Here is a 21236-nt window from a genome sequence, read left to right as displayed (position 1 = left end):
TTGCGTTCTTTTTCGTGCAGCGTCTTCAGCATAATTTGGGCACAACAAAAACGGGGAGCACGCTGACGTCTAGTCTGGCGACGCAGCGTCAATCGCGACAATCCAGTGGCACCTTCCTCTTCAGCCCCGTCGGGCTGCGACTCTTTGCGTTCATCGAAGATTTTTGGTTGCGAAACCCCACCGGAGGAGAAGAAAATGGGATCATTCAAGCGTATTGCGGCTGCAGTTGCCGTGGCCGCCAGCATGTGTCTTGTGAATGTCGCTCGTGCGGACGATTTGGAGAAAATTCAGTCGGCGGGCAAATTGTCGGTCGCCATGTCTGGCGTCTTCCCGCCGTTCAGCTTCGTCGACGACAACAACAAGGTCGTTGGCTTCGACGTCGACATCGCATCTGAAATCGCCCGGCGGCTGAAGGTCGAGCCCGAAATTATCACAACGCAATGGGACGGCATCATCGCTGGCCTCCTTACCAAGCGTTATGACACGATCATCGGTTCGATGACGATCAACGAGGAGCGCAAGAAGGCAGTCGACTTCGTCGGCCCCTATTACCGATCAGGCATTGGAGTGTTCGTAAAAAAGGGTTCGTCCTCGACCAAATTGAGCGACCTCGATGGCAAGACCGTTGGCGCGACGCTCGGCGAGGTGTCCGAGAAATGGGCGCGTGACCAAAAGAAGTTCGATGTCCGAACCTATAAAGGACTGCCGGAGCTGATGCTTGAGCTCAATTCCGGCCGAGTTGATGCCATTGTATCCGACGACGTGCCCGTTATCGTGGCCATCCACAAAAGCGGCGCTGCCATCGAGCAGATCAAGGACAGCAGTTTGCCGAAGTACGATATCGGCATTGCTATCCGAAAGGAAAACCCTGAACTCGCGGCCGCGATGCAGAAGGCGCTCGACGATATGATGGCAGATGGCACGTACGAAGCCATCGCGAAGAAGTGGATCGGAATGGACATTCGAAACTAATTGTCCTCCCGGACGAAAGCTTCCGCCATGGATATTAATCTCATATTGAAGATATTGCCGTTCGTGGCGGAAGCTGGCTTGATGACCATCAAGCTCGCCGTCGCGAGCTTCATGATCGGGGTGGCAGTTTCTGCACTGCTGGTAGCCGCGCGATTCTCCACGCATTTTGGAATCCGCGCAATCGCTACTGCCTACGTTAGCGTCATGCGCGGCACGCCTCTGTTGGTCCAGCTATTCCTTGTTTTCTTTGGAACCTCCCAATTCGGAATGGAGCTGACGCCTTTCGTCGCCGGCATCCTCACGCTCGGTTTCAATATCGGAGCCTACATGTCCGAAGGGATGCGTGGTGCGATCCTGTCGGTGGACAAAGGCCAGACGGAGGCGGCAAGGACCTTGGGCTTTGGTCGCTTCGACACAATGCGTCTATTCGTGCTTCCTCAAGCGCGGCCCCTTGTGTTGAGGTCGCTTGGAGTTAACACGGTCATTCTGACAAAAGGCACTGCGCTAGTCTCAACAATCGGGGTCGTCGAGCTGACATATTCAGCCCAGCGCTTCGTCACTTCGACTTACAAGCCGTTCGAAGTCTTCGGAGTGGCTGGCGCGGCCTACATCATCATTATCGCTGTGATCCTTGCAATAGCGCGCTTCGCTGAGGCGTCTTACGGAGGAGCGACCGCTCCATGACCCTCGATTTCGGTGTGATACTTCCTTACTGGCCGGTGATCCTCCAGGGGCTGGGATGGACCGTTTTGGTGACGGCCCTTGCGGGAACGCTCAGCATCGTTCTGGGCACGGGCATTGCGCTCACCGCGCAATACGGAGCGGCGGCGCTCATCGTCCCCATGAGAGCGATCATATTTCTGTTTATGGCGACCCCGTTGTTGCTACAGCTTTACCTTCTGTACTACGGGCTGTCGCAAATCGGCATAATGCTCCCGGCCTTCTGGACGGGCGTCGCGGGACTGGGAGTGCACTACGCAGCCTATAATGCGGACATTGTTCGCTCGTCCTTGCAGGCTGTCGATCCAGGTCAGACGGAAGCAGCAAGAACGCTCGGCTTCGGCCGCTGGGCGACGCTCAGACATTTCATCGTTCCGCAGGCCCTATTGATAGCGTTCCCGAGCGTCGGGAATAACTGCATCATTCTCCTCAAGGATACGGCAGTCCTCTCGGTGATTGGTATCACCGAGCTGGTCCTGGAGTCCCAGCGGGCAATCAGCGAAACCTATCGACCCTTCGAATTCTATTTCACCGCTGCCGTTTGCTACTACGTCGTCAACCTGGTGATGGAGTGGTTGCTCGCCGGCGCAGCCAGAAGAGCGGAGGAAATCCGATGAAAGCAGATTCAACAATGATCAAGTTGCAACAGATCCGTAAGTCCTACGGTAGCCTCGAAGTGTTGAAGGGGATTGATCTCAGCGTTGAGCGGGGAAAAATTGTCTCGATCATCGGTCCGAGCGGCTCCGGCAAGAGCACCCTGCTACGCTCGATCAATATGCTGGAGGCAATATCAGGCGGCGAGATTTGGCTCGACGGCCAGCAGGTGAACCGGCCGCTCAAGGGGTGCGCTTTCGAAAAGCATATAAACCAGATCCGACAGCAGATGGGCATGGTGTTTCAGCAGTTCAATCTATTCCCGCATTTAACAGCGCTGCAGAACATCACGATTGGTCCCATTCGGCTGAAGGGACTGTCCAAGAGAGAAGCTGAGGACCTCGGAAAAACGCTACTCGCGAAAGTCGGCCTGTCGGACAAGGGAAACGTGTTTCCAGCCCGTCTGTCTGGCGGTCAGAAGCAACGTGTCGCCATCGCGCGGGCTCTTGCAATGCAGCCGAAGGTGATGCTTTTCGACGAGGCCACCTCGGCGCTCGATCCGGAACTGGTCGACGAGGTCAACCTTGTCATGAAGCAGCTCGCCAGCGAACACATGACGATGCTCATTGTGACGCACGAGATGCGATTTGCAGCTGAGGTTTCCGACCACGTCATGTTTATGGACGCCGGCGTCGTCGTCGAACAAGGACCTCCGGACGAAATCTTTGTCAATCCTAGCGAGGGGCGCACGAAGAGCTTTCTGCGCAAGCATTTGGCGTCGTAAAAAATTGGCGCTCATCAACGTTTCGAAGGAGTTCAGACTTGTTTCTAACGAGCGAGCAGCTTGACGAAATTACAACGTTCAGACATAGCCTCCATCGCCGCCCGGAGATTTCTGGCGAAGAAGTCGAGACGGCAAGCGCAGTCATCGATGCGCTTCGCGCCGTTGGCGCGGACGAGGTTTTAACCGGGATCGGCGGGCATGGTGTTGCGGCGATCTTTTCAGGCAGGGAAGATGGGCCAAGCCTGATGTTCCGCTCCGAGCTCGACGCATTGCCGATAGACGAAATCTCCGACCTTCCCTACCGATCCGAGGTTCCCGGCAAGGGCCATCTTTGTGGCCACGATGGACACACGGCCACTCTCATTGCGCTCGCCAAGGGACTTGGCGAAAGGCGCCCTTCGCGCGGAAGAGTGGTCCTGATGTTCCAACCATCGGAGGAGAATGGCGTCGGCGCGGCGGCGGTCGTCGCGGACGCGAAGTTTGCTGCGATCAGACCAGACCTGGTCTTCTCGCTTCACAATTTCCCAGGACTTCCTCTTGGGCATAGCGCATTGAGGGAGGGTCCCATCAACTGCGCGTCCCGAGGATTGAAGATCGCATTGACCGGAAAGACCGCCCATGCGTCTTCGCCAGAGGAGGGAACAGCACCGACATTCGCTGTTGCAAGGCTGCTTGAGGGGCTCACGGCCTTGGGCCGCGGCATGACCGTAGATGAGCATTTCCTGCAGGTGACAATTACCTATGCCAGATTGGGCGAACGCGCCTTCGGAATCAGCCCTGGATATGCCGAGGTTTGGGCGACACTCCGAGCCCTTTCTGATGACGCGATGGCGGAGCTGGTCACAGCTGCTGAAAGGCTCGTTCACCTTGAAGCTGAAGCGGCCGGCCTAACTGTAAGCATAGAATACCAAGACGTATTCCCCCAAAGCAGCAATGCGCCCCAGGCTGTTGCCGAACTGAGAAAAGCCATGACGGATGAAGGCGTGAGCTTCGATGATGGCAATGGAATATTGCCCATGCGAGCCGGAGAGGACTTCGGAGTGTTCGGACGCGTTGCGCCATCGGCGATGTTCTTTCTTGGCGCCGGAGTTAATCACCCTGGTCTTCACAACCCAGACTTCGACTATCCGGATCCCCTGATCGGTATTGGGGCGGGAGTTTTCATGCGAACAGTTCGCAACATCCTTGGCTGATTGAAATTGGGGCTGGGCCGGGACAAATTTGCCTTGACCCAGCGCCATCATAAACTAGCGGTTCAATGTGCGGCGGCTGTCGCAACTGCGTCTACACATACCCTTCATCTCACGACCGAACGATCGGTTGGGCGATAGTGCCGCCAAACAGCCGATAGCTGCTATTTGGGCGACGAGCGGAACAGGAAATCGCTTTGTCCGGCCGGTCGGCGATGGCGCGAATAAAAGAACAGAGAGCTTCGCAAACGCTAACAGGTGGGGGAGTGTCTCCGCAGTTCGGCAACTTTTCCAGGGCCCGGCTTGTTTCCAGCGGTAGATGCGGTTAGCGCCCGACGCTCCGTTCTCCTAACGGCCGAACGTTGTCAGGATGCAAGGAAGCGACCTCCCATCGCAGATCACCTCGACGCGGAGTTACCGGGGCCGTATCGTCTGGCAGCCCGCGCCCCGAGAGGAGCCGGTGACGGCGCTCACGGCACGGCGCGGTTGCGCTGACAACTGGCGGCCTTGCCGATTTGCTGATCCTGTCGTTTTGGAAGCGCAGCGTGATGGTAACCCGGCGTCCAATTCTTGACTGTGGGGCAATCCGCGGCATGGAAGACCGGCCCCGTTCGCGTTTGAACATGGCCGGGTAGTTCATCACCGTTGCCCCCGGCTCGCACTTTCCCTTGCGGATCCGAAACAGCTAGCGGGACAGGATTCCCGAGATCTCTGTCAGAGTGCGGTCGATCTCTTCGAGAGTATTGTAGTGCACTGGGCCGATACGCACGCCGCCGCCCGAATCGAGGATGCCGAGCCGAAGATTTGCTTCCAGCCCATAATTGTGGCCGCTCCAAACATGAATACCCTTCGAAGCCAAGTGGCGAGCAATGTCGGCCGATGGAACCCCTTCCGCCACAAAGGTTACAGTCGATACGCGGCGATCGAGGCTTCTGGCATCACTGATCCCCAACACCCGAACTCTGTTGTGCGCTCGAAGCCCGTCGATCAGCTTGAGAGCCAACAGATCGTCATGATGTTTCATGGCCTTATAGCCACCGTCCAGACGTGCGCGGAGACCGGACGCGGATGTGGTGCCTGCGAATTGGTCGCCGAGCGCCGCTATGTAGTCAATAGCGGCATGGACCCCAGCCAACTGCTCCCGGTTCGTCGTACCGTTGGTAAATCGCCATGGCAACGTATCGGACGCTGCGCGTACCTTATAGGGTCTCACCCGGTCGAGGACGGATCTGCGGCCCCAAAGAAGGGCATAGTGCGGACCGAAAAACTTATAGGCGGAGCACACGAGGAAATCGCAGCCGAGCCGCTGGACATCTATCAATCCATGAGGCGCGTATTGCACGGCATCCACGTAGACAAGTGCGTCGGCACGGTGCGCGATCTGCGCAAGCGCTTGGACGTTGTTTATTGTGCCGGTGATGTTGCTTGCGTATCCGACTGCGACCAGCCTGGTTTTGTCGCTGATCAGCTTGACGAGGTCGTCCGGATCAAATTCATAGGTTTCGGTTGAGAAATCCAGCCACTTGACGCTCAAGTTCAGGTCCTCTGCAAGCATCAGCCACGGAGCGACGTTCGCGTCGTGATCCATGCGCGAGAGTATTATCTCGTCGCCGGCGCTCAACAGCGAGCCTATGCTGCGCGACATGGCAAAGGTGAGGGCGGTGGCGCTTTGGCCGAAAAAGACCTCGCCTTCTTCGTAGGCATTGACGAAGGCCTCCGCCGCCCGGTGTGCAGCCTCGACCCTTGAGGCCGCTTCAAGCGACGTGTCGAAAAAGCCCCCAAGGTTTCCGTTCGCATTGATCATCATATCGGTCATGCGTTCGATCACCGAGGCGGCGACCTGCGTCCCCGCGGGATTATCAAGGAAAACTGCCTGCCGATCGTGTTTCTTGCGTTGGAGCCCGGGAAAATTCCGTCTAACCGATTCAACGTCATAGTTCATTCTTTAGGTTCCTTGGCGGTTGATAGACCCGCAGTGACGACGTCAAAGGCGGGCTCTGATCAGAAAGTTGGCGGAGTGTTGACCCACAGAATCCTCGCTTCACCGTCGCCCAGGTTCTGGTAGGAATGGGGAAGCGGGGACTCGAAATAGAAGGAATCTCCCTCATGGAGGAGGACTGGATGACCGTCGACTGTCAGCTCCAGGGTTCCAGCCAAGACGTAGCCGAACTCCTGCCCCATATGGCTGATGGGTTCCGAACTCCCGCCTCCGGCCGCCACGACATGGATATTGATCTGCAGAAGATATCCCGGGCCGCTTGGGACAAGTTTTTCGAGGGTAACCTGGTTTCCCGCGCGTCGATGGCCTGTAACAAGCCGGGCCCTCTCGTTCTGGCGTACGACAAGCACCGGCCCGTGATCCTCCGCAGGTGTCGCGAACAACTCGCTCATGTTCGTACCGAGGGCTTGAACCAATTTGTGAAGCGTCGCCATCGAGGCTTGCGAGCGATCGTTTTCGAGCTTTGAGAGATAGCCTTCCGTCACACCGATCTTTTCGCCAAGCTCCGCTAGGCTGATGCCCATAAGCAGACGGGCGTGCCTGAGCTTCGCGCCGATCTTGAGTGACTGATCTTGGTTTTGCATGGTCCGGCCTTTTCCCCTCTAAGCCTTGGCGGCCTCTAAGACCGCACGGCACAGTACTTCGCACCCATCCCCTACATGCATGGGCTCGGACCACTCAAGTGGGTTGTGGCTGATGCCGTTTCGCGAGGGGATGAAAATCATCGCGGAGGGCACGACGGCCGCGAGGTTGCTGGCGTCGTGCATCGCACCGCTGGGGAGGCGCAACGATGGCATCGACAGGGAAGACGCCACTTTCTCGACCGCGTCTTTAAGGTCGCGATTAAACGAAGCAGGTCGAACGTTCATGATGCGGTTGATGGAGAACCCGAAACCCAGCTTCTTGAGCGGCTCGCCCTGATCGGCCATGAGCCGCTCGACCCTGTCGAGAACGTGTTCGTCGATATGACGCAGATCGAGCACCAGCCGCGTGCGACCGGGTATGGTGTTGGTGGAATTCGGCTCGACTTCGACACGGCCGAATGTGACCCGAACATCAGGGTCGATGTCCATAGCTCGTTCGACAAAGCCCAAGGCGTATCGTGACGCCGCGAGAAAGCTGTCCCGGCGATTGTTCATGGGGGTCGTCCCGGCATGAGCGTCCTGGCCGAGAAAATCAATTTCAAACCATCGGACTCCCTGGACACCTTCCACGATGCCGATCGTTGCGCCGGCATTCTCCAGCACGGGGCCTTGTTCGATGTGCATCTCGAAATAGGTCGATATTTGCGGAGGGCGATCCTGCCCCGCATATCCGATGCGTGCGAGTTCGGCGTAGTATCGGCTGCCGTCGGAACTGGAGATCGAACTCTCGTCGCCAGCTGGCAAGGCGCCGACGAAACCGCACGATCCCGTTAGCCCAGGTTTGAAGCGAACGCCTTCCTCGTTGGTCCAATTGACGATGGCGATTGGCGCCTCGGTTTCAATCCCGGCGTCGTTCAGCGCCCGGACGATTTCAAGTCCTGCCATGACCCCAAGCACACCGTCGAAGCGACCGCCATGGGGCTGGGTGTCAAGGTGGCTTCCAATCAGCACCGCGGGCAGATCATCGCGAGCGCCGGGGCGGATCGCATAAATGTTGCCGAAGTTGTCGACACGCACCTCGCATCCGGCCGCGGTCACCCAGAAGCGGAAGAGATCGCGCGCCTCTTTGTCTTCGTCGGTCAGGGAGAGGCGGCAGCTGCCGTTTCCTTCAATCGCGCCGATTTCCGCAATGCGCATGATCGAGCTCCAAAGCCGGCTCGAATTCGTGAGAGTGGCAGCGCTGTGCGTCAAAGGGCGATCCACGTCGTTTTCAACTCGGTGTATTTGTCGAAGGCATGAAGCGATAGGTCTCGCCCGGTCCCCGATTGCTTCACGCCGCCGAACGGAGTCCTGACGTCAACGTTGTCGACAAGGTTGACGCTGACGCTCCCCGCATGAAGGCGCCGGGCAACGCGGTGCGCCTGCGAAAGGTCGTTTGTCCAGACCGAGGCGCCCAAGCCGTAAATGGAGGCGTTTGCATACCCGACCGCCTCGTCTTCGCTTTCGAACCGGGTGACGGCCAGAACCGGGCCGAATATCTCGTCCTGCGATAGCGTCGAACCAGGCTCCACATTGGTGAAGATTGTCGGCTCGATGAAATAGCCTCCGCTGCCGGTCAACGCTCTGTCGCCGCCTGCAACCAGCGTCGCGCTCTTTTTCCCGAGATCGATATAGCCACTGACTTTTTCGAGATGCTCCTCGCTGACGAGCGCGCCCATTCCTGATGCGGGGTCGAGCGGGTCGCCGGGCTGAAATTTCGAAACTTCGCCCTTCAGCCTTTCAACAAACTCGTCATGGATTGACGCGTGAACGTAGAGCCTGGAGGTCGCCGAACATACTTCGCCCTGATTGAAGTAGATTCCAAGGGCCGCGGCGGACGCAGCCGCTCCGATGTCGGCCACGGCCGGGAAGACGATGTTGGCGCTCTTTCCGCCGCATTCAAGCCAAACCCGCTTCATGTTCGATTGGGAGGAATAGCCAAGGAACATCTTTCCGACCTCGGTGGAGCCCGTAAAGGCAACACAGTCGACGTCAGGATGAAGTCCGATTGCCCGTCCCGCATCCGCTCCCAGGCCTGGGAGGACGTTGAACACGCCCGGGGGAATACCAGCGTCCGCAGCAAGTTCTGCCAGTCGCAAAGCACTCAGCGGCGATTGTTCGGCGGGCTTTAGAATGACGCTGTTGCCCGCCGCCAGTGACGGCGCGCATTTCCATGCAGCCATTTTCAGTGGAAAGTTCCAAGGGACGACAGCGCCGACGACGCCAACGGGCTCGCGGGTCACCATCGCCAGTCGGTTTTCGTCGGTCGGTATCACCTCGTCCACAAGCTTGTCGACAGCTTCCCCGTACCAGCGAAACACGGCGGCCGCGCTCGGCACGTCCAGTTTGGTCGAGTCCGTTATCAGCTTACCCATATTCATGGTTTCGAGGAGCGCCAGCTCTTCGCGGTTCTGCATGATCAGGTCCGCCAGGCGCACCAGCACACGGCCGCGCTCGGCCGGATCGCAACGCGACCAGTCACCCTTGTCGAAGGCCTTGCGCGCCGACCGGACCGCGGCATCGACATCGGAGGCATCATAGGCGCCGATAGCTGCCAGTATTTTCCCCGTGGCGGGGTTTACGGCGTCAAAGGTCTTCCCGCCCGCCGGATCTACATGCTTCCCGCCGACGAAGGCGCGGGTGGGGATTCGAACGGATTTTGCCGCATCGTGCCAAAAATCTTTGGAGTGCGAGACATCACTCATGGGCTGAGGTCCTCCTTCATTTTCGCCCATTGCTATTGTCACGAAGAGGCCATGTCAAGTGACTTTCCTGCCCAGAATTCAGAGTGATTCATTATAAACCATTGAAAAGAAGATATTTAGCAGGGCTGACCGAATGTATCTAGGTGATATTGGCTCCGATGTTGCTCGCGTAAATTCACCATAGGATAGGTACTTGACTATTTGGAAATAGTCTTGCCTTATGCGAAAAAACTAGAGGAGGGGCTGCGGAATGGTCGACGCGTCGAGCGACGAAATTTTGCTTAGAACCAGAGGGCTCACCAAAAGCTTCCGAGGGTTGATCGCGCTTCGCGATCACCAGATCGATTTGCGCAAAGGCGAGATTGTCGGCGTCATCGGGCCGAACGGGTCGGGAAAGAGCACGCTGTTCAACTGCATCACCGGGTTTTCGAAACCCACCGCGGGAGAGGTGTTTTTCAGGCACGACCGCATCAGCGGTTTGCGACCATCCGCAGTGGTCGCAAAAGGCCTGGCGCGGACGTTTCAAGGCTCCCGGCTATTCGTATCTCTGACGGTGCGGGAAAATGTCAGGGCCGCAGCTCATCTGAGGCACCAGACGAACATCTTCGAAGCCGTTCTGCTCACCAGGCGATATTTTGCGACGCAGGAGGCGGCAAACGGCCAGGCGGAGGAACTTCTCTCCTTGGTGGGGCTGTCACACCACGCCGACCGGCTCGCTTGCGAACTTCCTTACGGCGATCAGCGACGGCTCGAGATCGCCAGAGCGCTGGCGACCGCCCCCGACATCCTTCTGCTCGACGAGCCCGCCGCGGGCCTTGATTCCGCAGAGACCAAACAGCTCGCCGACTTGATCAGACGTATCCGGGACAGTCGAGGCGTGACGGTCGTCGTGGTCGAACACGACATGGACCTGATCATGAATCTCTGCGAGCGCATCCAGGTGCTGGCTGCAGGAGAGGTTATCTGCGTCGGAACACCACAGGAAGTGCGCGCGCACCCGCGGGTGAGGGAGGCCTATCTCGGCCATGAATAGCAATGCGGGCACTCGGCTGGAAATCTCGAATCTCACCGTCTCATTCGGCGCCGTGCGCGCGTTAAAGGGGGTCACGCTCAGCGTGGGGCATGGGGAGGTCGTAGCCTTGTTGGGCTCCAATGGCGCGGGCAAGACGACCACTTTAAGAACGGTATCCGGTCTCACAAGGCCGTCATCCGGCGCCGTGACGTTCGAAGGGACGAGTATTCTCGGCCTCACTCCTGAGAAAATCGTCAAGCTGGGCATTTCCCAGAGCCCCGAGGGAAGGCGGCTTTTTGGCGGCTTGAGCGTCGCCGACAATCTGCGCCTGGGAGCCAGTACAAGGTCTGACGCTCATCAAGTCGCGGCAGATCTTGACAACATGTTCACGCTGTTTCCGATCATCAAGCAGCGCATGTCGCAACTTGCAGGAACCCTCTCGGGCGGAGAACAGCAACAAGTGGCTTTGGCACGGGCATTGATGGCCTCACCACGGCTTCTGCTTCTCGATGAGCCGTCCCTCGGCGTCGCACCGCTCCTTGTCCGGCATATTTTCGAAGCCCTTCGAGAGCTAAAGCGGCGCGGCATGACGATGCTTCTGGTCGAACAGAACACGGCTCTGGCTCTGGACCTGGCGGATCGCGCATACGTGCTTCGAAATGGTCAGGTCGTGCTTACCGACGAAGCGTCCGATCTTCGGGTAGGCGACCGTGTCGCTCAGGCCTACTTGGGAGCATCACAATGAATTTCTGGGACTATGTGCTTCAACAGCTCCTGAATGCGGTAAGCCTCGGCAGCCTCTACGCCCTCGTCGCAGTCGGGCTTTCGATCATATTCGGGATCATGCGTCTGACCAATTTCGCCCATGGGGACGTCATGATGGTCGGAGCCTTCGGTGCCGTTCTCTCCATCGCTGCAGGCGTTCCATTCATTCCGGCAATCGTCATAGGCGTCGCTGTCGCCTCAGTCCTGGGCATCCTCATTGAACGCATCGCCTATCGACCCATCCGCAAAGCGCCGGATGTTGCGCGTCTGCTGACAAGTCTCGCGGTGACATACATTCTCGAGAATGTGGGTATTGTCATCTTCAGTTCGTCGCCGCGCAACTTTCCGATACCAACGTGGCTCGATGGGTCGTGGCAGCTCACAGGGGGCATCACCCTCACGAACATTACCCTGTTGACGATCGCGGTTTCGGCAGGCTCGCTGGTGCTGCTTGGCTGGTTCACCACGCGTACCACCGCGGGACTGGGAATGCGTGCCGCCGCTGAGGATGCGGATGCCGCGCAGCTTGTGGGCCTCAACGTCAATAAGCTGATTGTCATCGCCTTCCTGCTCGCCTCGGCCTATGCCGGGCTGGCCGGGGTCTTGTGGGCAGCTCAGGCGGGGGCGGTCGATCCCCAGATGGGCTTTACTCCGCTGCTGAAAGCCTTTGTGGCAGCGATCATCGGCGGTTTCGGCTCGATCGCCGGCGCCCTAGTGGGCGGGTACATGTTGGGTGCCTTGGAAATTCTGATCGTCGCTTTCCTGCCTTCGTCCGTGTCGCCCTACAGGGACGCGATCGTCTTCGCGTTGCTCATCGCTTTCCTGCTGTTCAGGCCCGGCGGCCTTCTCCAACCCAATCGCGAGATCAAGCTCTGATGTTGAAGTCACACGCAATCGGCGTCGCCCTCATCGCGCTCGCCATCTCGGCAGCATGGCTTCTGCCTGCAATAGCCAGCGACTATGTCAGCCGGATATGCCTTCTTATGGCGCTCAACGGCATCTTCGTGCTTTCGCTTGCGCTGACCAATGGCTTTACCGGGGTTTTTTCTCTCGGTCACGTTGGTTTCATTGCGGTCGGGGCTTACGCTTCGGGCATTCTCTCCCTTTCCGTTCAGCAGAAGTCGGCGCTGCTCCCCAACCTTCCTTTCTTGATCGCCCAAATGCATCTCGGGTTTTTCCCAGCCACCATTGTGGCTGGACTGATCGCGGCAGCTCTCGCGGTTATCGTCGGATTTCCGCTCATGCGACTGTCGGGTAACTTTGTGTCCGTCGCCACGATGGGTTTTCTCATTATCGTGAATGTCGTGCTGATCAATGCAAGCGACTTCACGCGCGGAGCCCGCACGTTCACAGGGGTGCCCGTCGACGCCAATTTGATGTGGGCGGTGGGGTGGCTCGCCATCACCTTCTATATCCTATGGCGTCTTGTTCATTCGCCCTTCGGACGAGCGATGAAGTCGGTCCGGGACGACCAGCTCGCCGCCAGCGCAGTCGGAATAAGCGTATTGCGAACGCGTCTGACCGCCTTTGTGGTGGGTGCATTCTTTGCAGGCGTCGGCGGATCGATCTTTGCGCACTACCTCGGTTCGTTTTCGCCGAAGACGTTCTACTTTGCGATGACAATGAACATCGTTGCGATGTTGGTCCTTGGCGGAATGGGGTCGCTCTCAGGGGCCCTGATCGGCGTCGTTTGCATATCGCTGATCACAGAAGTCCTACGGTCCGTGGAGAGGGGCTTCACACTTGGTGCCTTCGAAGTCCCGGCCGTTTTCGGCGCGAGCCAGATCATCCTCGGACTCATCTTCATAGTTGTCATGATCTTCAGGCCGAAGGGGATCATGGGCGACCGGGAGTTCACTCTCGGTTCAAAAGCTCGGCAATAACCAAGCAAAAGGGGTAACACTATGCCAAGCCTTTCCAGGCGTGCCACGCTCACTCTCGGAATGATGGCCGCGATGATGCTCGCGACCACAGCCTCCGCCGCCGATGCGATCAAGATCGGATTTCCGGCCAATATCACGGGGATCGAGGCTTCATTTGACGGACCCATGTTGAACGGCGCGAAGCTCGCGGTGTCGGAGATCAACGCCGCCGGTGGTGTTCTTGGCCGCCCGATCGACCTTGTTACCTATGACACCAAGAGCGACACTGCGACGATCTCGACGGTCACGAGCCAGATGATCGAGAGCGATAAAGTCAAAGCGTTTATCGGTTTTGCCGATCCGGACAGCGTGTTGGCGGCGGCTCCTCAGATCGAAGCCGCAAAAATTCCTTTGATCACGCCTGGCGCTACGTCGCCGAAGCTTCCCCTGCAGGTCGGCACGCAGGTTTTCCTGGCCTGCTTTGGGGATAACGTCCAGGCGGCGGTCGGAGCGGAGTTCGCGCTCGAGAAGCTCAATGCCAAGAAGGGGTACCTGATCACCGACATGGGTATGGAGTATACGACCCTGCTCGCCGAATACTTTACGAAAGCCTATGAGAACGGTGGCGGCAAGCTGCTGGGAACGGATACCTACAAAACCGGCGACAAGAACTTTACCGCCCAGGTGACGAAAATCAAAGCCCTGGGTGAGAAGCCGGATTTCATTTTCATCTCGGCTGGAGGCGACGACATCGGCCTTATCCTCAAGCAACTGCGCCAAGCCGGGGTCGATATCCCTGTCGTCGGCGGTGACGGCTACGACACGCCGCTTCTCTTGGAGATGGGTGGTCCGGCTGCCAACAACACCTATTTCACGACGCACAGCTTCATTGGTGAGGGCGCTTCGCCGAAAGTCGCCGCGTTCATGGAAGCATACAAGAAAGCGTACGGGCGTGCTCCGGAGAACACCTTCGCAGCTCTCGGCTACGATGCCATGAAGCTGATGGCGGACGCCATCAAGCGCGCCGGCAGTGACGACCCGGCAAAAATCCACGAGGCCATCAAGACGACTGCTGGCCTTGAAGGTGTCACCGGTACGATCACCTACAAGGACGGCAATCCAGTGCCGGAGAAGTCCGTGACCGTCATCGGCGTGAAGAATGGCAAGCTCTACCTTGCTTCGGAAGAAGCCCCTTCGTTCGTGCCGGCACCATGACCCGTCCCTCCCGACACCCTTTGTGGGATATGTATCGGGAGGTGATCTCCTCGGCTGACTTCGTAGACCTGACCCATGCGTTCGGTCCGGGTCAGCCGAGGTTTTCAAGCTTCCCCGATGAAGAGAGAAGGCTCGTGATGGATTTCGACAGAGGCGATATCGCACAAGTCCATCGCTATAGCTTCGTCGGTCAGTGGGGGACGCATGTCGACCCGCCTGTCCATTTCGTTAGAGGCGGACGCACAATCGATGAGCTTCCGGTTTCAGAGATGCTCCTTCCGCTAGTCGTCATCGATATTTCCGAAAGGGTCGGACGAGATCCTGATGCCACCCCGACGTTGGAGGATCTGACTAAATGGGAAGAGCGGCATGGCCGCATTCCTTCGAGTTGCTTTGTTGCGCTCAGGACGGATTGGCATACCAGATGGCCTGACGCCGAGAAATTTGCGAACTTGGATCAGGACGGTCGCTCGCACGCGCCGGGCTGGTCCAAATCCGTGTTGGAAATTCTGCTTCTCGAACGCAGGATAACGGCGATCGGCCACGAGCAAATCGACACTGATCCAGGCTTGGCCGTCTCCCGAGCTGACAGCAGCCTCGAGCTTTTTGTGCTGCAACAGAATGCGTGGCAGATCGAATTATTGCGAAATTTAGACCAGGTGCCGGAGGCAGGCGCCCTCATTATGGCGTCTTGGCCAAAGCCGAAAGGCGGGTCTGGATTTCCAGCACGAGCCATAGCCATTGTTCCCCGCTGAAACGGCGGCAATTGCCCTCCGATCTTCGGGCTGCGCAAGCGTTTTGGCCGGTAGCTGGTGATGCGACGTGCCGGGCGTCTATGAGGCTGCGCCCACGTAAGCGACCCCCCTGGTTGGCCTTAACTCCTTCTGGCGGCGCGCGGCAGACTCGCTGGCGCTGGCGGCGCCGGGATCTTTGAAGGGCATCGACACCGAACAGCGCGTGTCCAGCAAAGCTTGTCCCACTCGGGGAGGATTGGGTTCTGCATCGCGCATGAAATAGTCGGTCTGCAAATGCAATTATATCGAAAGAGGACGTTCATGCCGTCGATCCGAGATGCTCTCCCCGCCGACTACAGTGCCTGGCGAATGCTCTGGGCAGGTTATTTGGATTTTTATCAGGTCCAGTTGGAGGAGGAGACGACCACCAACACCTGGGATTCGGCAATGAATCCGTTGGTTCCGAGACGGATTAGGGTTTTGGAAGTCGACGGCGGGCTCGCAGGTTTCGCTCTCATTCAGTTTCAGACCTCAAGCTGGCAGGTTCGGCCAGTGTGCTACCTCGAAGATCTTTTCATTTCCGAGAGCCACCGCGGCAAAGGCCTGGGGCGAGCAATGCTCGACGATCTGCTTGGCACCGCAAAGGAATCGGGATGCTCAGAGTTTTACTGGCACGCCCGGCGGGACAACGCGCATGCGCGCCGGCAATACGATAGCTACGTCAGAGAGGATGGCAACGTTCGGTATCGTTTGCCGATCGGCTGAGGGGCGTTCTCCGTCGGTCGGGCCTTCCGCCCCCATGCGATTCCTCTTCGGAATGCGTGCGCCAACTCCGCCGCCGTACCCTCGCGGCGCCTCATCGGGCGTTACTGGATATAACCCGTTTGTCAGGGAACAACCCTGCAATGGTCCCAGGCACAGCACTGCGTCCGATGATGGCGTGGCAGCAGCATGGTGCTTTCAAAATCAGAAATATAGCGAAGAGGATCGAGCCGGTTGCGTCTGGGTTAGGCCTCTCCTTTGTCCTCCTTGAGGAGGATATTCTCGAAAGCGACCGATCTCTAAATAGCTTTGATCGCGCAGACCATTTGGGTTTGCGCCATGCCGTGGCGGGAGGCCAGGCAGAGCTCAGGGAGGTTCGATGATGAAGCGCACGATCGGAATAGCGAAGGCCACCACGCTGGCACTCGCGATGACGCTACTCAATTCTTATCTGGCTGCGGCCGACGAAGGTCGCACGGTGACGATTGCCCTGGAGGGAGCGTACGAACCATGGAATCTGACGCGGTCTGATGGAACGCTTGATGGGTTCGAACCCGAACTTGCAAATTATCTTTGCGGAAAAACGAAGCTCAACTGCAAACTCATTGCCAATGATTGGGATGGCATGTTCACGGGTCTGCAGGCCGGGAAGTTCGACGTCATTATGGATGGTGTAAACATTACACCTGAGAGAAAGAAGCAGGTGGCTTTCTCGATACCCTACGCCAACACGCCCGCGGCATTTGTCGTAAACAAAACGGGTTCCCTGAATGAACTACCCGATCTGAAAACCGTGCTGAAGCTTGATGATGCGGGCAAGGGAGACAGCGACGCAGAGGCGGTCATTTCCCGGCTTCGCAAAGCACTGACCGGCAAGACGATCGGCGTGCAAATATCAACGGTGTACTCCGACTACATTCACAAGAAATTCGGGGATGTGGCCGATATTCGGGAATACAAGACGCCCCCTGAGCACGATCTTGACTTGACGGCCGGTCGAATTGACGTGGCATTCGATGATGCGACCTATTTCGGATCCGCCTTGGCGAAGCCTGACAATGCAGATCTAGCTTTTTCAGGCCCCGAAGTTGGTGGACCCATTTGGGGCGGCGGGCAGGCCTTGGCATTCCGCACAGATGACGCGGACCTCAAAGCTAAATTCGACGGCGCAATTCAAGCGGCATTGGCCGATGGCACCGTCAAGACGCTGGCTCAGAAGTGGTTCAAACGCGACGTGAGCCCGTAACTCGGATCACGCTTCAGCTGCCCTTGCGTGGCCAAATCTACGGAAACTGTAAATGAGCGACCTATTCTTGCTTGGATTTGGCAACGGCGGCTGGGGCGGTTTGCTGCTTCAAGCGGCCATCATGACGCTTGCTGTGACGCTTGCATCGCTGATCATCGGGGCAGTCCTTGGCGCGCTGATCGCCTGGGCCAAGCTCTCGCGATCACTGCCCGCAAGCCTGTTGGGCGAGTGCTACACCGTCGTCTTTCGCGGTGTGCCGGAACTATTGATCATCTATCTCTGCTATTTTGGCGGGTCCTCACTTCTTAGCGGCATATTCCATATGAGCGGCGGTGCAGGCTTTGTCGGGATCCCGCCGTTCGTTGCCGGCGCATTTGGCGTGGGCCTGATCTGTGCTGCGTATCAGGCCGAGGTCTACAGGGGCGCCTACCTCGCCGTCTCGAAGGGTGAAATCGAAGCAGCCGTTGCCATCGGCATGCCGCGCCTGCTGAGGCTACGCAGGATCCTGATACCGCAAGTCATGCGCTTTTCCCTGCCAGGCCTCAACAACGTTTGGCAGATGAGCCTTAAGGATTCGGCACTGGTCTCGGTCACCGGCCTGGCGGAAATCATGAGGACCACCGACGTTGCTGCCCGCACGACGCGTGAATACTTCCTTTTTTATGTAGCGGGGGCGGCGCTGTACCTGATGTTGACAGCAGTATCGAACCAAGTTGTTGAAAAAGCTGAAAGCGCGACAGACAAGGCCTTTACGCCTCGCACGGAAGAGGCGTGAACATGGATCTCGTCTTTCTTGAGCAGGTTATGCAGGCCCTTCTCGAGGTGCTGCCTGTGACTGTCGCCCTTTTCGCGATCTCGGTCACCGCCGGAGGCCTCCTGGCGCTACTGCTGACCTACCTGCGTGTCAGCAACAACGCTGCCGCTCGCGGCTTCGCACGATCCTATATATTCGTATTCCGTGGATCACCGCTTTTGATGCAGATGTTCCTGCTCTATTACGGGCTCGGACAATTTCCGATCGTCCGCCACAGCGTGGTATGGCCCATTCTTAGGGAGCCATTCTACTGCGCTTGTATCTCGTTGGCATTGTGTACGGCGGGTTATACTGCCGAAGTTTTCCGCGGGGGACTGCGCGCGGTGCCCCCCAAGGAGGTCGAAGCGGGCAAGGCCTACGGCATGTCCGGGTTCCTCCTCTTCCGGCGCATAGTCGGACCGATCGCATTTCGTCATTGTCTACCGGCTTACTCAACCGAACTTGTTTCTATGATGAAGTCGACTTCATTGGCCAGTCTGGTGACGGTTTGGGAGGTCACCGGAATTGCAAACAAGATGATCAGCTCGACATACCGCACCTTTGAAATTTTCTTGTGTGCGGCGGCCATATATCTCCTCTTGAACTTCCTCTTGGTCCAAGCGCTCGGGATGCTCGAGCGGCGTCTGTCTCCGCACTTGCGGGCTCGACCCACCGGCGTTGAGACAGTTCAAGCTCTTTGATGGAAAACCAATGACACAGAACAGAAATGCAGCATTGATCGTAAAGGATCTCCGAAAATCTTTCGGTTCGCACGAGGTTCTCAAAGGCATCTCGCTCGAGGCTCATCAAGGTGACGTGATCTCGATCCTCGGATCAAGCGGATCGGGGAAGAGCACGTTTCTGCGCTGCATAAACATGCTTGAGACCCCAAGCACCGGGACGATTACGGTCGGTGGCCATACGATCCTCATGAAGACCAAACGGGATGGAAGTAGCGAGCCGGCTGACCGTCGCCAGGTCGACGCGATCCGCGCGGAACTTGGCATGGTTTTCCAGAGCTTTAATCTCTGGTCCCATATGACAGTTCTTGAAAACATCATCGAGGCGCCTGTTCACGTTCTCCGAAGGCCGCGAAGCGAATGCGTTGCTCAGGCTGAGGAGCTCTTGGAGAAAGTGGGCCTCGCGGAACGGCGCAACTACTACCCAAGCCACTTGTCGGGCGGGCAGCAGCAACGCGCGGCGATTGCCCGTGCCTTGGCCATGAACCCGAAAGTCATGTTGTTTGACGAGCCTACCTCCGCCCTTGATCCTGAATTGGTGGGTGAAGTCCTCAAGGTGATGCGTGGGCTGGCTGAGGAAGGCCGAACCATGCTCGTCGTCACCCATGAGATGGCCTTTGCCCGCAACGTGTCCAATCGCGTGCTGTTCCTCCATAAAGGTGAAGTCGAAGCCGACGGCACCCCGGACGAATTGTTTGGCAATACGCGCTCCGAACGTTTCAAGCAGTTCATCGCCTCAAGCGCCCACTAACATCTGCAAAGGACATCCTCATGAGCGTTCTAGTCCTCGGCTGCGGCAATATGGGCGCAGCCATCGCCTCCGGCGTCGATCAAAACGGGCACGAAGATGTCGTCGCGGTCGATCCTGACGCACAGCGCGCGAAATCGCTTCTGCCGCCAGGCAGCCGGGTGCAGGTGTTCTCAGACCTTGCCCAATTAATGAAGCGGCGCTTTGACCTTATCATCCTCGGCGTCAAACCGAACTACATCGGCGACGCATTGCAGACTTGTCAGGCCAGCCTTGCTGAGGCGCCGATGGTTTCCATTGCCGCTGGCGTCAGCCTGGCAACGATGAGAGAGGTTGCGGGCCAACACGCAAGGCTGATCCGCGTGATGCCCAATCTTCCCGCTTCAGTAGGGGCGGGGATGACCGTGGGATATGCGGATAACCTGGTAGATGGGGAGGTTTTAGAGCGCGTCGAACGCGTCTTTGAAGCCGTTGGGCGCTTCCACTGGGTCTCTGACGAACACGACATCGATAAAGTCACGGCCGTTGCCGGCAGCGGACCTGGATATGTGTTTGCCTTCACGCAACACCTCGAGGCGGCTGCTGTGGAGATCGGCTTGCCGGCCGAACTGGCGGCGGCACTCGCTCGGCAGACCGTCGTGGGCGCTGGTCGGATGCTCGAGCGCGATCAACGCAGCGCGATTGATCTGAAGCGGGCCGTAACCAGTCCCAAAGGAACGACAGAGGCGGGCCTCTCGGTACTTGAAGGGCCAAAAGGGCTCCCTGCGCTGCTCGATCAATGCGTTAGGGCAGCAGAACAGCGCGCGATCGAGCTTCGGTAAATCAGGATGCCTGGCGCGGGTCCGAGAAGATGGCCATAGGCAGATCAGGTTGAAATTGCCCCCATGCCACGGCCTCGCCGGAGCGCTTATGCCCGCGGCGAGGGCTCAAGATTGGCGAGGCCCAGGCGGCACCGCGCTCAACTTGCAACAGCTTACTTCCGCGAGGAGAATGAAAATTGAATACGGCAGTGAAAATTGCGACGTCTGAAGATTAACAATTCTCGTTTCTCGACAGCGTCGAAGCGTATATGGACCGCGCACTCGCGCAGTTGCCGCTTCCAGAGGGACTTGCAGAGCGCATAAAGGCTTGCAATTCCACCTATACGGTTCGCTTCGGCGTTTGGCTAAGGGGGCGAATGTATTCCTTCACGGGCTGGCGCTCCGTCCACAGCGAGCACGTTGAGCCTGCAAAGGGTGGCATCCGCTATGATCTTGCGTCGAACCAAGAAGAGGTGGAGACGTTGGCGGCGCTGATGAGCCTCAAATGCTCGTTGGTGGACGTGCCCTTCGGTGGCTCGAAAGGAGCGCTGAAGATCAATCCCAAGGATTGGGAAGTCCACGAACTCGAGCGCATAACCCGCAGATTTACACAGGAGCTCGCAAAGTGCAGCCTTATTTCGGCAGGGCGAAACGTGCCCGCACCGGATGTTGGTACGGGTGAGCGGGAAATGGCGTGGATGGCGGACGAGCACAAACGGACCGGGCCATCGGACATCGTCAACGCGCCGCATGCGTCACCGGAAAACCGCTGTCTCATGGCGGTATCGAGGGTCGCACCGAAGCCACCGGGCGAAGTGTGCAATATGCCATTCATTGTTATCTGCGAGATCCCTACAGCAATGGCATCGGAGGAAACCGTGACCTCGCGAAGATGACGGTGGCCGTCCAGGGCTTTGGCAATGTGGGGTTCCATGCTGCGAAGTTCCTCAGCGAGAACGACGGGGCCAAGAT

The 21236-nt window shown here is 58.0% G+C and carries 21 protein-coding genes and 1 pseudogene; 18 read left to right on the top strand and 4 right to left on the bottom strand.

Annotation, left to right across the window (positions count from 1 at the left end; all coding sequences use genetic code 11):
- Nucleotides 1-195: 195 nt before the first annotated feature.
- Genes AS026_RS36470 through AS026_RS36450 form a run of 5 tightly spaced genes read left to right on the top strand, consistent with a single transcriptional unit; the run spans nucleotide 196 to nucleotide 4263 of the window.
- Nucleotides 196-972, top strand: coding sequence for a transporter substrate-binding domain-containing protein (locus tag AS026_RS36470; protein WP_051321156.1), 777 nt, complete (start codon nucleotides 196-198; stop codon nucleotides 970-972).
- Nucleotides 973-999: 27 nt separating this feature from the next.
- A complete protein-coding gene (locus AS026_RS36465; protein WP_028748638.1) occupies nucleotides 1000-1656 on the top strand; it encodes an amino acid ABC transporter permease in 657 nt (218 codons plus the stop codon).
- On the top strand, nucleotides 1653-2309 hold the full coding sequence (locus tag AS026_RS36460) for an amino acid ABC transporter permease (protein ID WP_028748637.1): 657 nt from the start codon (nucleotides 1653-1655) through the stop codon (nucleotides 2307-2309). Before AS026_RS36465 ends, AS026_RS36460 begins: the two co-directional genes overlap by 4 nt.
- Nucleotides 2306-3070, top strand: a complete 765-nt coding sequence (locus AS026_RS36455) for an amino acid ABC transporter ATP-binding protein (RefSeq protein WP_028748636.1) — start codon at nucleotides 2306-2308, stop codon at nucleotides 3068-3070. Before AS026_RS36460 ends, AS026_RS36455 begins: the two co-directional genes overlap by 4 nt.
- 38 nt (nucleotides 3071-3108) lie before the next feature.
- A complete protein-coding gene (locus tag AS026_RS36450; RefSeq protein ID WP_028748635.1) occupies nucleotides 3109-4263 on the top strand; it encodes an amidohydrolase in 1155 nt (384 codons plus the stop codon).
- Between the two features lie 682 nt (nucleotides 4264-4945).
- Here AS026_RS36450 and AS026_RS36445 read toward each other — a convergent pair.
- Genes AS026_RS36445 through AS026_RS36430 form a run of 4 tightly spaced genes read right to left on the bottom strand, consistent with a single transcriptional unit; the run spans nucleotide 4946 to nucleotide 9587 of the window.
- The gene (locus AS026_RS36445; RefSeq protein ID WP_028748634.1) at nucleotides 4946-6202 is read right to left on the bottom strand and encodes a cysteine desulfurase-like protein; all 1257 of its coding nucleotides are present in this window, start codon (nucleotides 6200-6202) and stop codon (nucleotides 4946-4948) included.
- Between the two features lie 59 nt (nucleotides 6203-6261).
- Nucleotides 6262-6843, bottom strand: coding sequence for a cupin domain-containing protein (locus AS026_RS36440; RefSeq protein WP_007539317.1), 582 nt, complete (start codon nucleotides 6841-6843; stop codon nucleotides 6262-6264).
- 18 nt (nucleotides 6844-6861) lie between these two features.
- Entirely contained in the window at nucleotides 6862-8106 is a 1245-nt protein-coding gene (locus AS026_RS36435; protein WP_082728512.1) for a M20 family metallo-hydrolase, read from the bottom strand.
- Nucleotides 8091-9587 carry an aldehyde dehydrogenase gene (locus AS026_RS36430; RefSeq protein ID WP_028748632.1) on the bottom strand — a complete coding sequence of 499 codons (1497 nt, stop codon included), beginning with the start codon at nucleotides 9585-9587 and terminating at the stop codon, nucleotides 8091-8093. Before AS026_RS36430 ends, AS026_RS36435 begins: the two co-directional genes overlap by 16 nt.
- A 250-nt stretch (nucleotides 9588-9837) precedes the next feature.
- Between AS026_RS36430 and AS026_RS36425 the strand changes: the two genes are divergently transcribed.
- The 13 genes and pseudogenes from AS026_RS36425 to AS026_RS36360 all read left to right on the top strand — a co-directional run.
- A complete protein-coding gene (locus AS026_RS36425) occupies nucleotides 9838-10620 on the top strand; it encodes an ABC transporter ATP-binding protein (RefSeq protein WP_028748631.1) in 783 nt (260 codons plus the stop codon).
- Nucleotides 10613-11344, top strand: a complete 732-nt coding sequence (locus AS026_RS36420; protein ID WP_028748630.1) for an ABC transporter ATP-binding protein — start codon at nucleotides 10613-10615, stop codon at nucleotides 11342-11344. The genes AS026_RS36425 and AS026_RS36420 overlap by 8 nt, the downstream gene beginning before the upstream one ends.
- On the top strand, nucleotides 11341-12240 hold the full coding sequence (locus AS026_RS36415; RefSeq protein WP_007539304.1) for a branched-chain amino acid ABC transporter permease: 900 nt from the start codon (nucleotides 11341-11343) through the stop codon (nucleotides 12238-12240). Before AS026_RS36420 ends, AS026_RS36415 begins: the two co-directional genes overlap by 4 nt.
- A complete protein-coding gene (locus tag AS026_RS36410) occupies nucleotides 12240-13247 on the top strand; it encodes a branched-chain amino acid ABC transporter permease (protein WP_028748629.1) in 1008 nt (335 codons plus the stop codon). The genes AS026_RS36415 and AS026_RS36410 overlap by 1 nt, the downstream gene beginning before the upstream one ends.
- Before the next feature lie 21 nt (nucleotides 13248-13268).
- Nucleotides 13269-14441 (top strand): ABC transporter substrate-binding protein, encoded by a 1173-nt coding sequence (locus AS026_RS36405; RefSeq protein ID WP_007539300.1) that lies wholly within the window; start codon nucleotides 13269-13271, stop codon nucleotides 14439-14441.
- Nucleotides 14438-15196: a cyclase family protein gene (locus AS026_RS36400; RefSeq protein ID WP_028748628.1), complete on the top strand. Its 759-nt coding sequence runs from the start codon at nucleotides 14438-14440 to the stop codon at nucleotides 15194-15196. Before AS026_RS36405 ends, AS026_RS36400 begins: the two co-directional genes overlap by 4 nt.
- Nucleotides 15197-15496: 300 nt before the next feature.
- Nucleotides 15497-15940: a GNAT family N-acetyltransferase gene (locus tag AS026_RS36395; RefSeq protein ID WP_028748627.1), complete on the top strand. Its 444-nt coding sequence runs from the start codon at nucleotides 15497-15499 to the stop codon at nucleotides 15938-15940.
- Between the two features lie 376 nt (nucleotides 15941-16316).
- A complete protein-coding gene (locus AS026_RS36385; RefSeq protein ID WP_028748626.1) occupies nucleotides 16317-17183 on the top strand; it encodes a transporter substrate-binding domain-containing protein in 867 nt (288 codons plus the stop codon).
- A gap of 52 nt (nucleotides 17184-17235) precedes the next feature.
- The gene (locus AS026_RS36380) at nucleotides 17236-17958 is read left to right on the top strand and encodes an ABC transporter permease (protein ID WP_028748625.1); all 723 of its coding nucleotides are present in this window, start codon (nucleotides 17236-17238) and stop codon (nucleotides 17956-17958) included.
- Nucleotides 17959-17960: 2 nt separating this feature from the next.
- Complete coding sequence (locus AS026_RS36375; protein ID WP_028748624.1) at nucleotides 17961-18677, top strand: ABC transporter permease; 717 nt, start codon at nucleotides 17961-17963, stop codon at nucleotides 18675-18677.
- 10 nt (nucleotides 18678-18687) lie between these two features.
- Nucleotides 18688-19467 (top strand): ABC transporter ATP-binding protein, encoded by a 780-nt coding sequence (locus AS026_RS36370; protein WP_028748623.1) that lies wholly within the window; start codon nucleotides 18688-18690, stop codon nucleotides 19465-19467.
- A gap of 20 nt (nucleotides 19468-19487) precedes the next feature.
- On the top strand, nucleotides 19488-20285 hold the full coding sequence (proC, locus tag AS026_RS36365) for a pyrroline-5-carboxylate reductase (RefSeq protein WP_007539292.1): 798 nt from the start codon (nucleotides 19488-19490) through the stop codon (nucleotides 20283-20285).
- A gap of 248 nt (nucleotides 20286-20533) precedes the next feature.
- Nucleotides 20534-21236: pseudogene (locus AS026_RS36360) on the top strand (Glu/Leu/Phe/Val family dehydrogenase); the annotation flags it as partial.

The sequence above is a fragment of the Rhizobium altiplani genome (assembly GCF_001542405.1).
GTDB lineage: Bacteria > Pseudomonadota > Alphaproteobacteria > Rhizobiales > Rhizobiaceae > Rhizobium > Rhizobium altiplani.
Note: the sequence above shows the minus strand (reverse complement) of the source record. Positions and strands in the feature narration are given on the sequence as shown.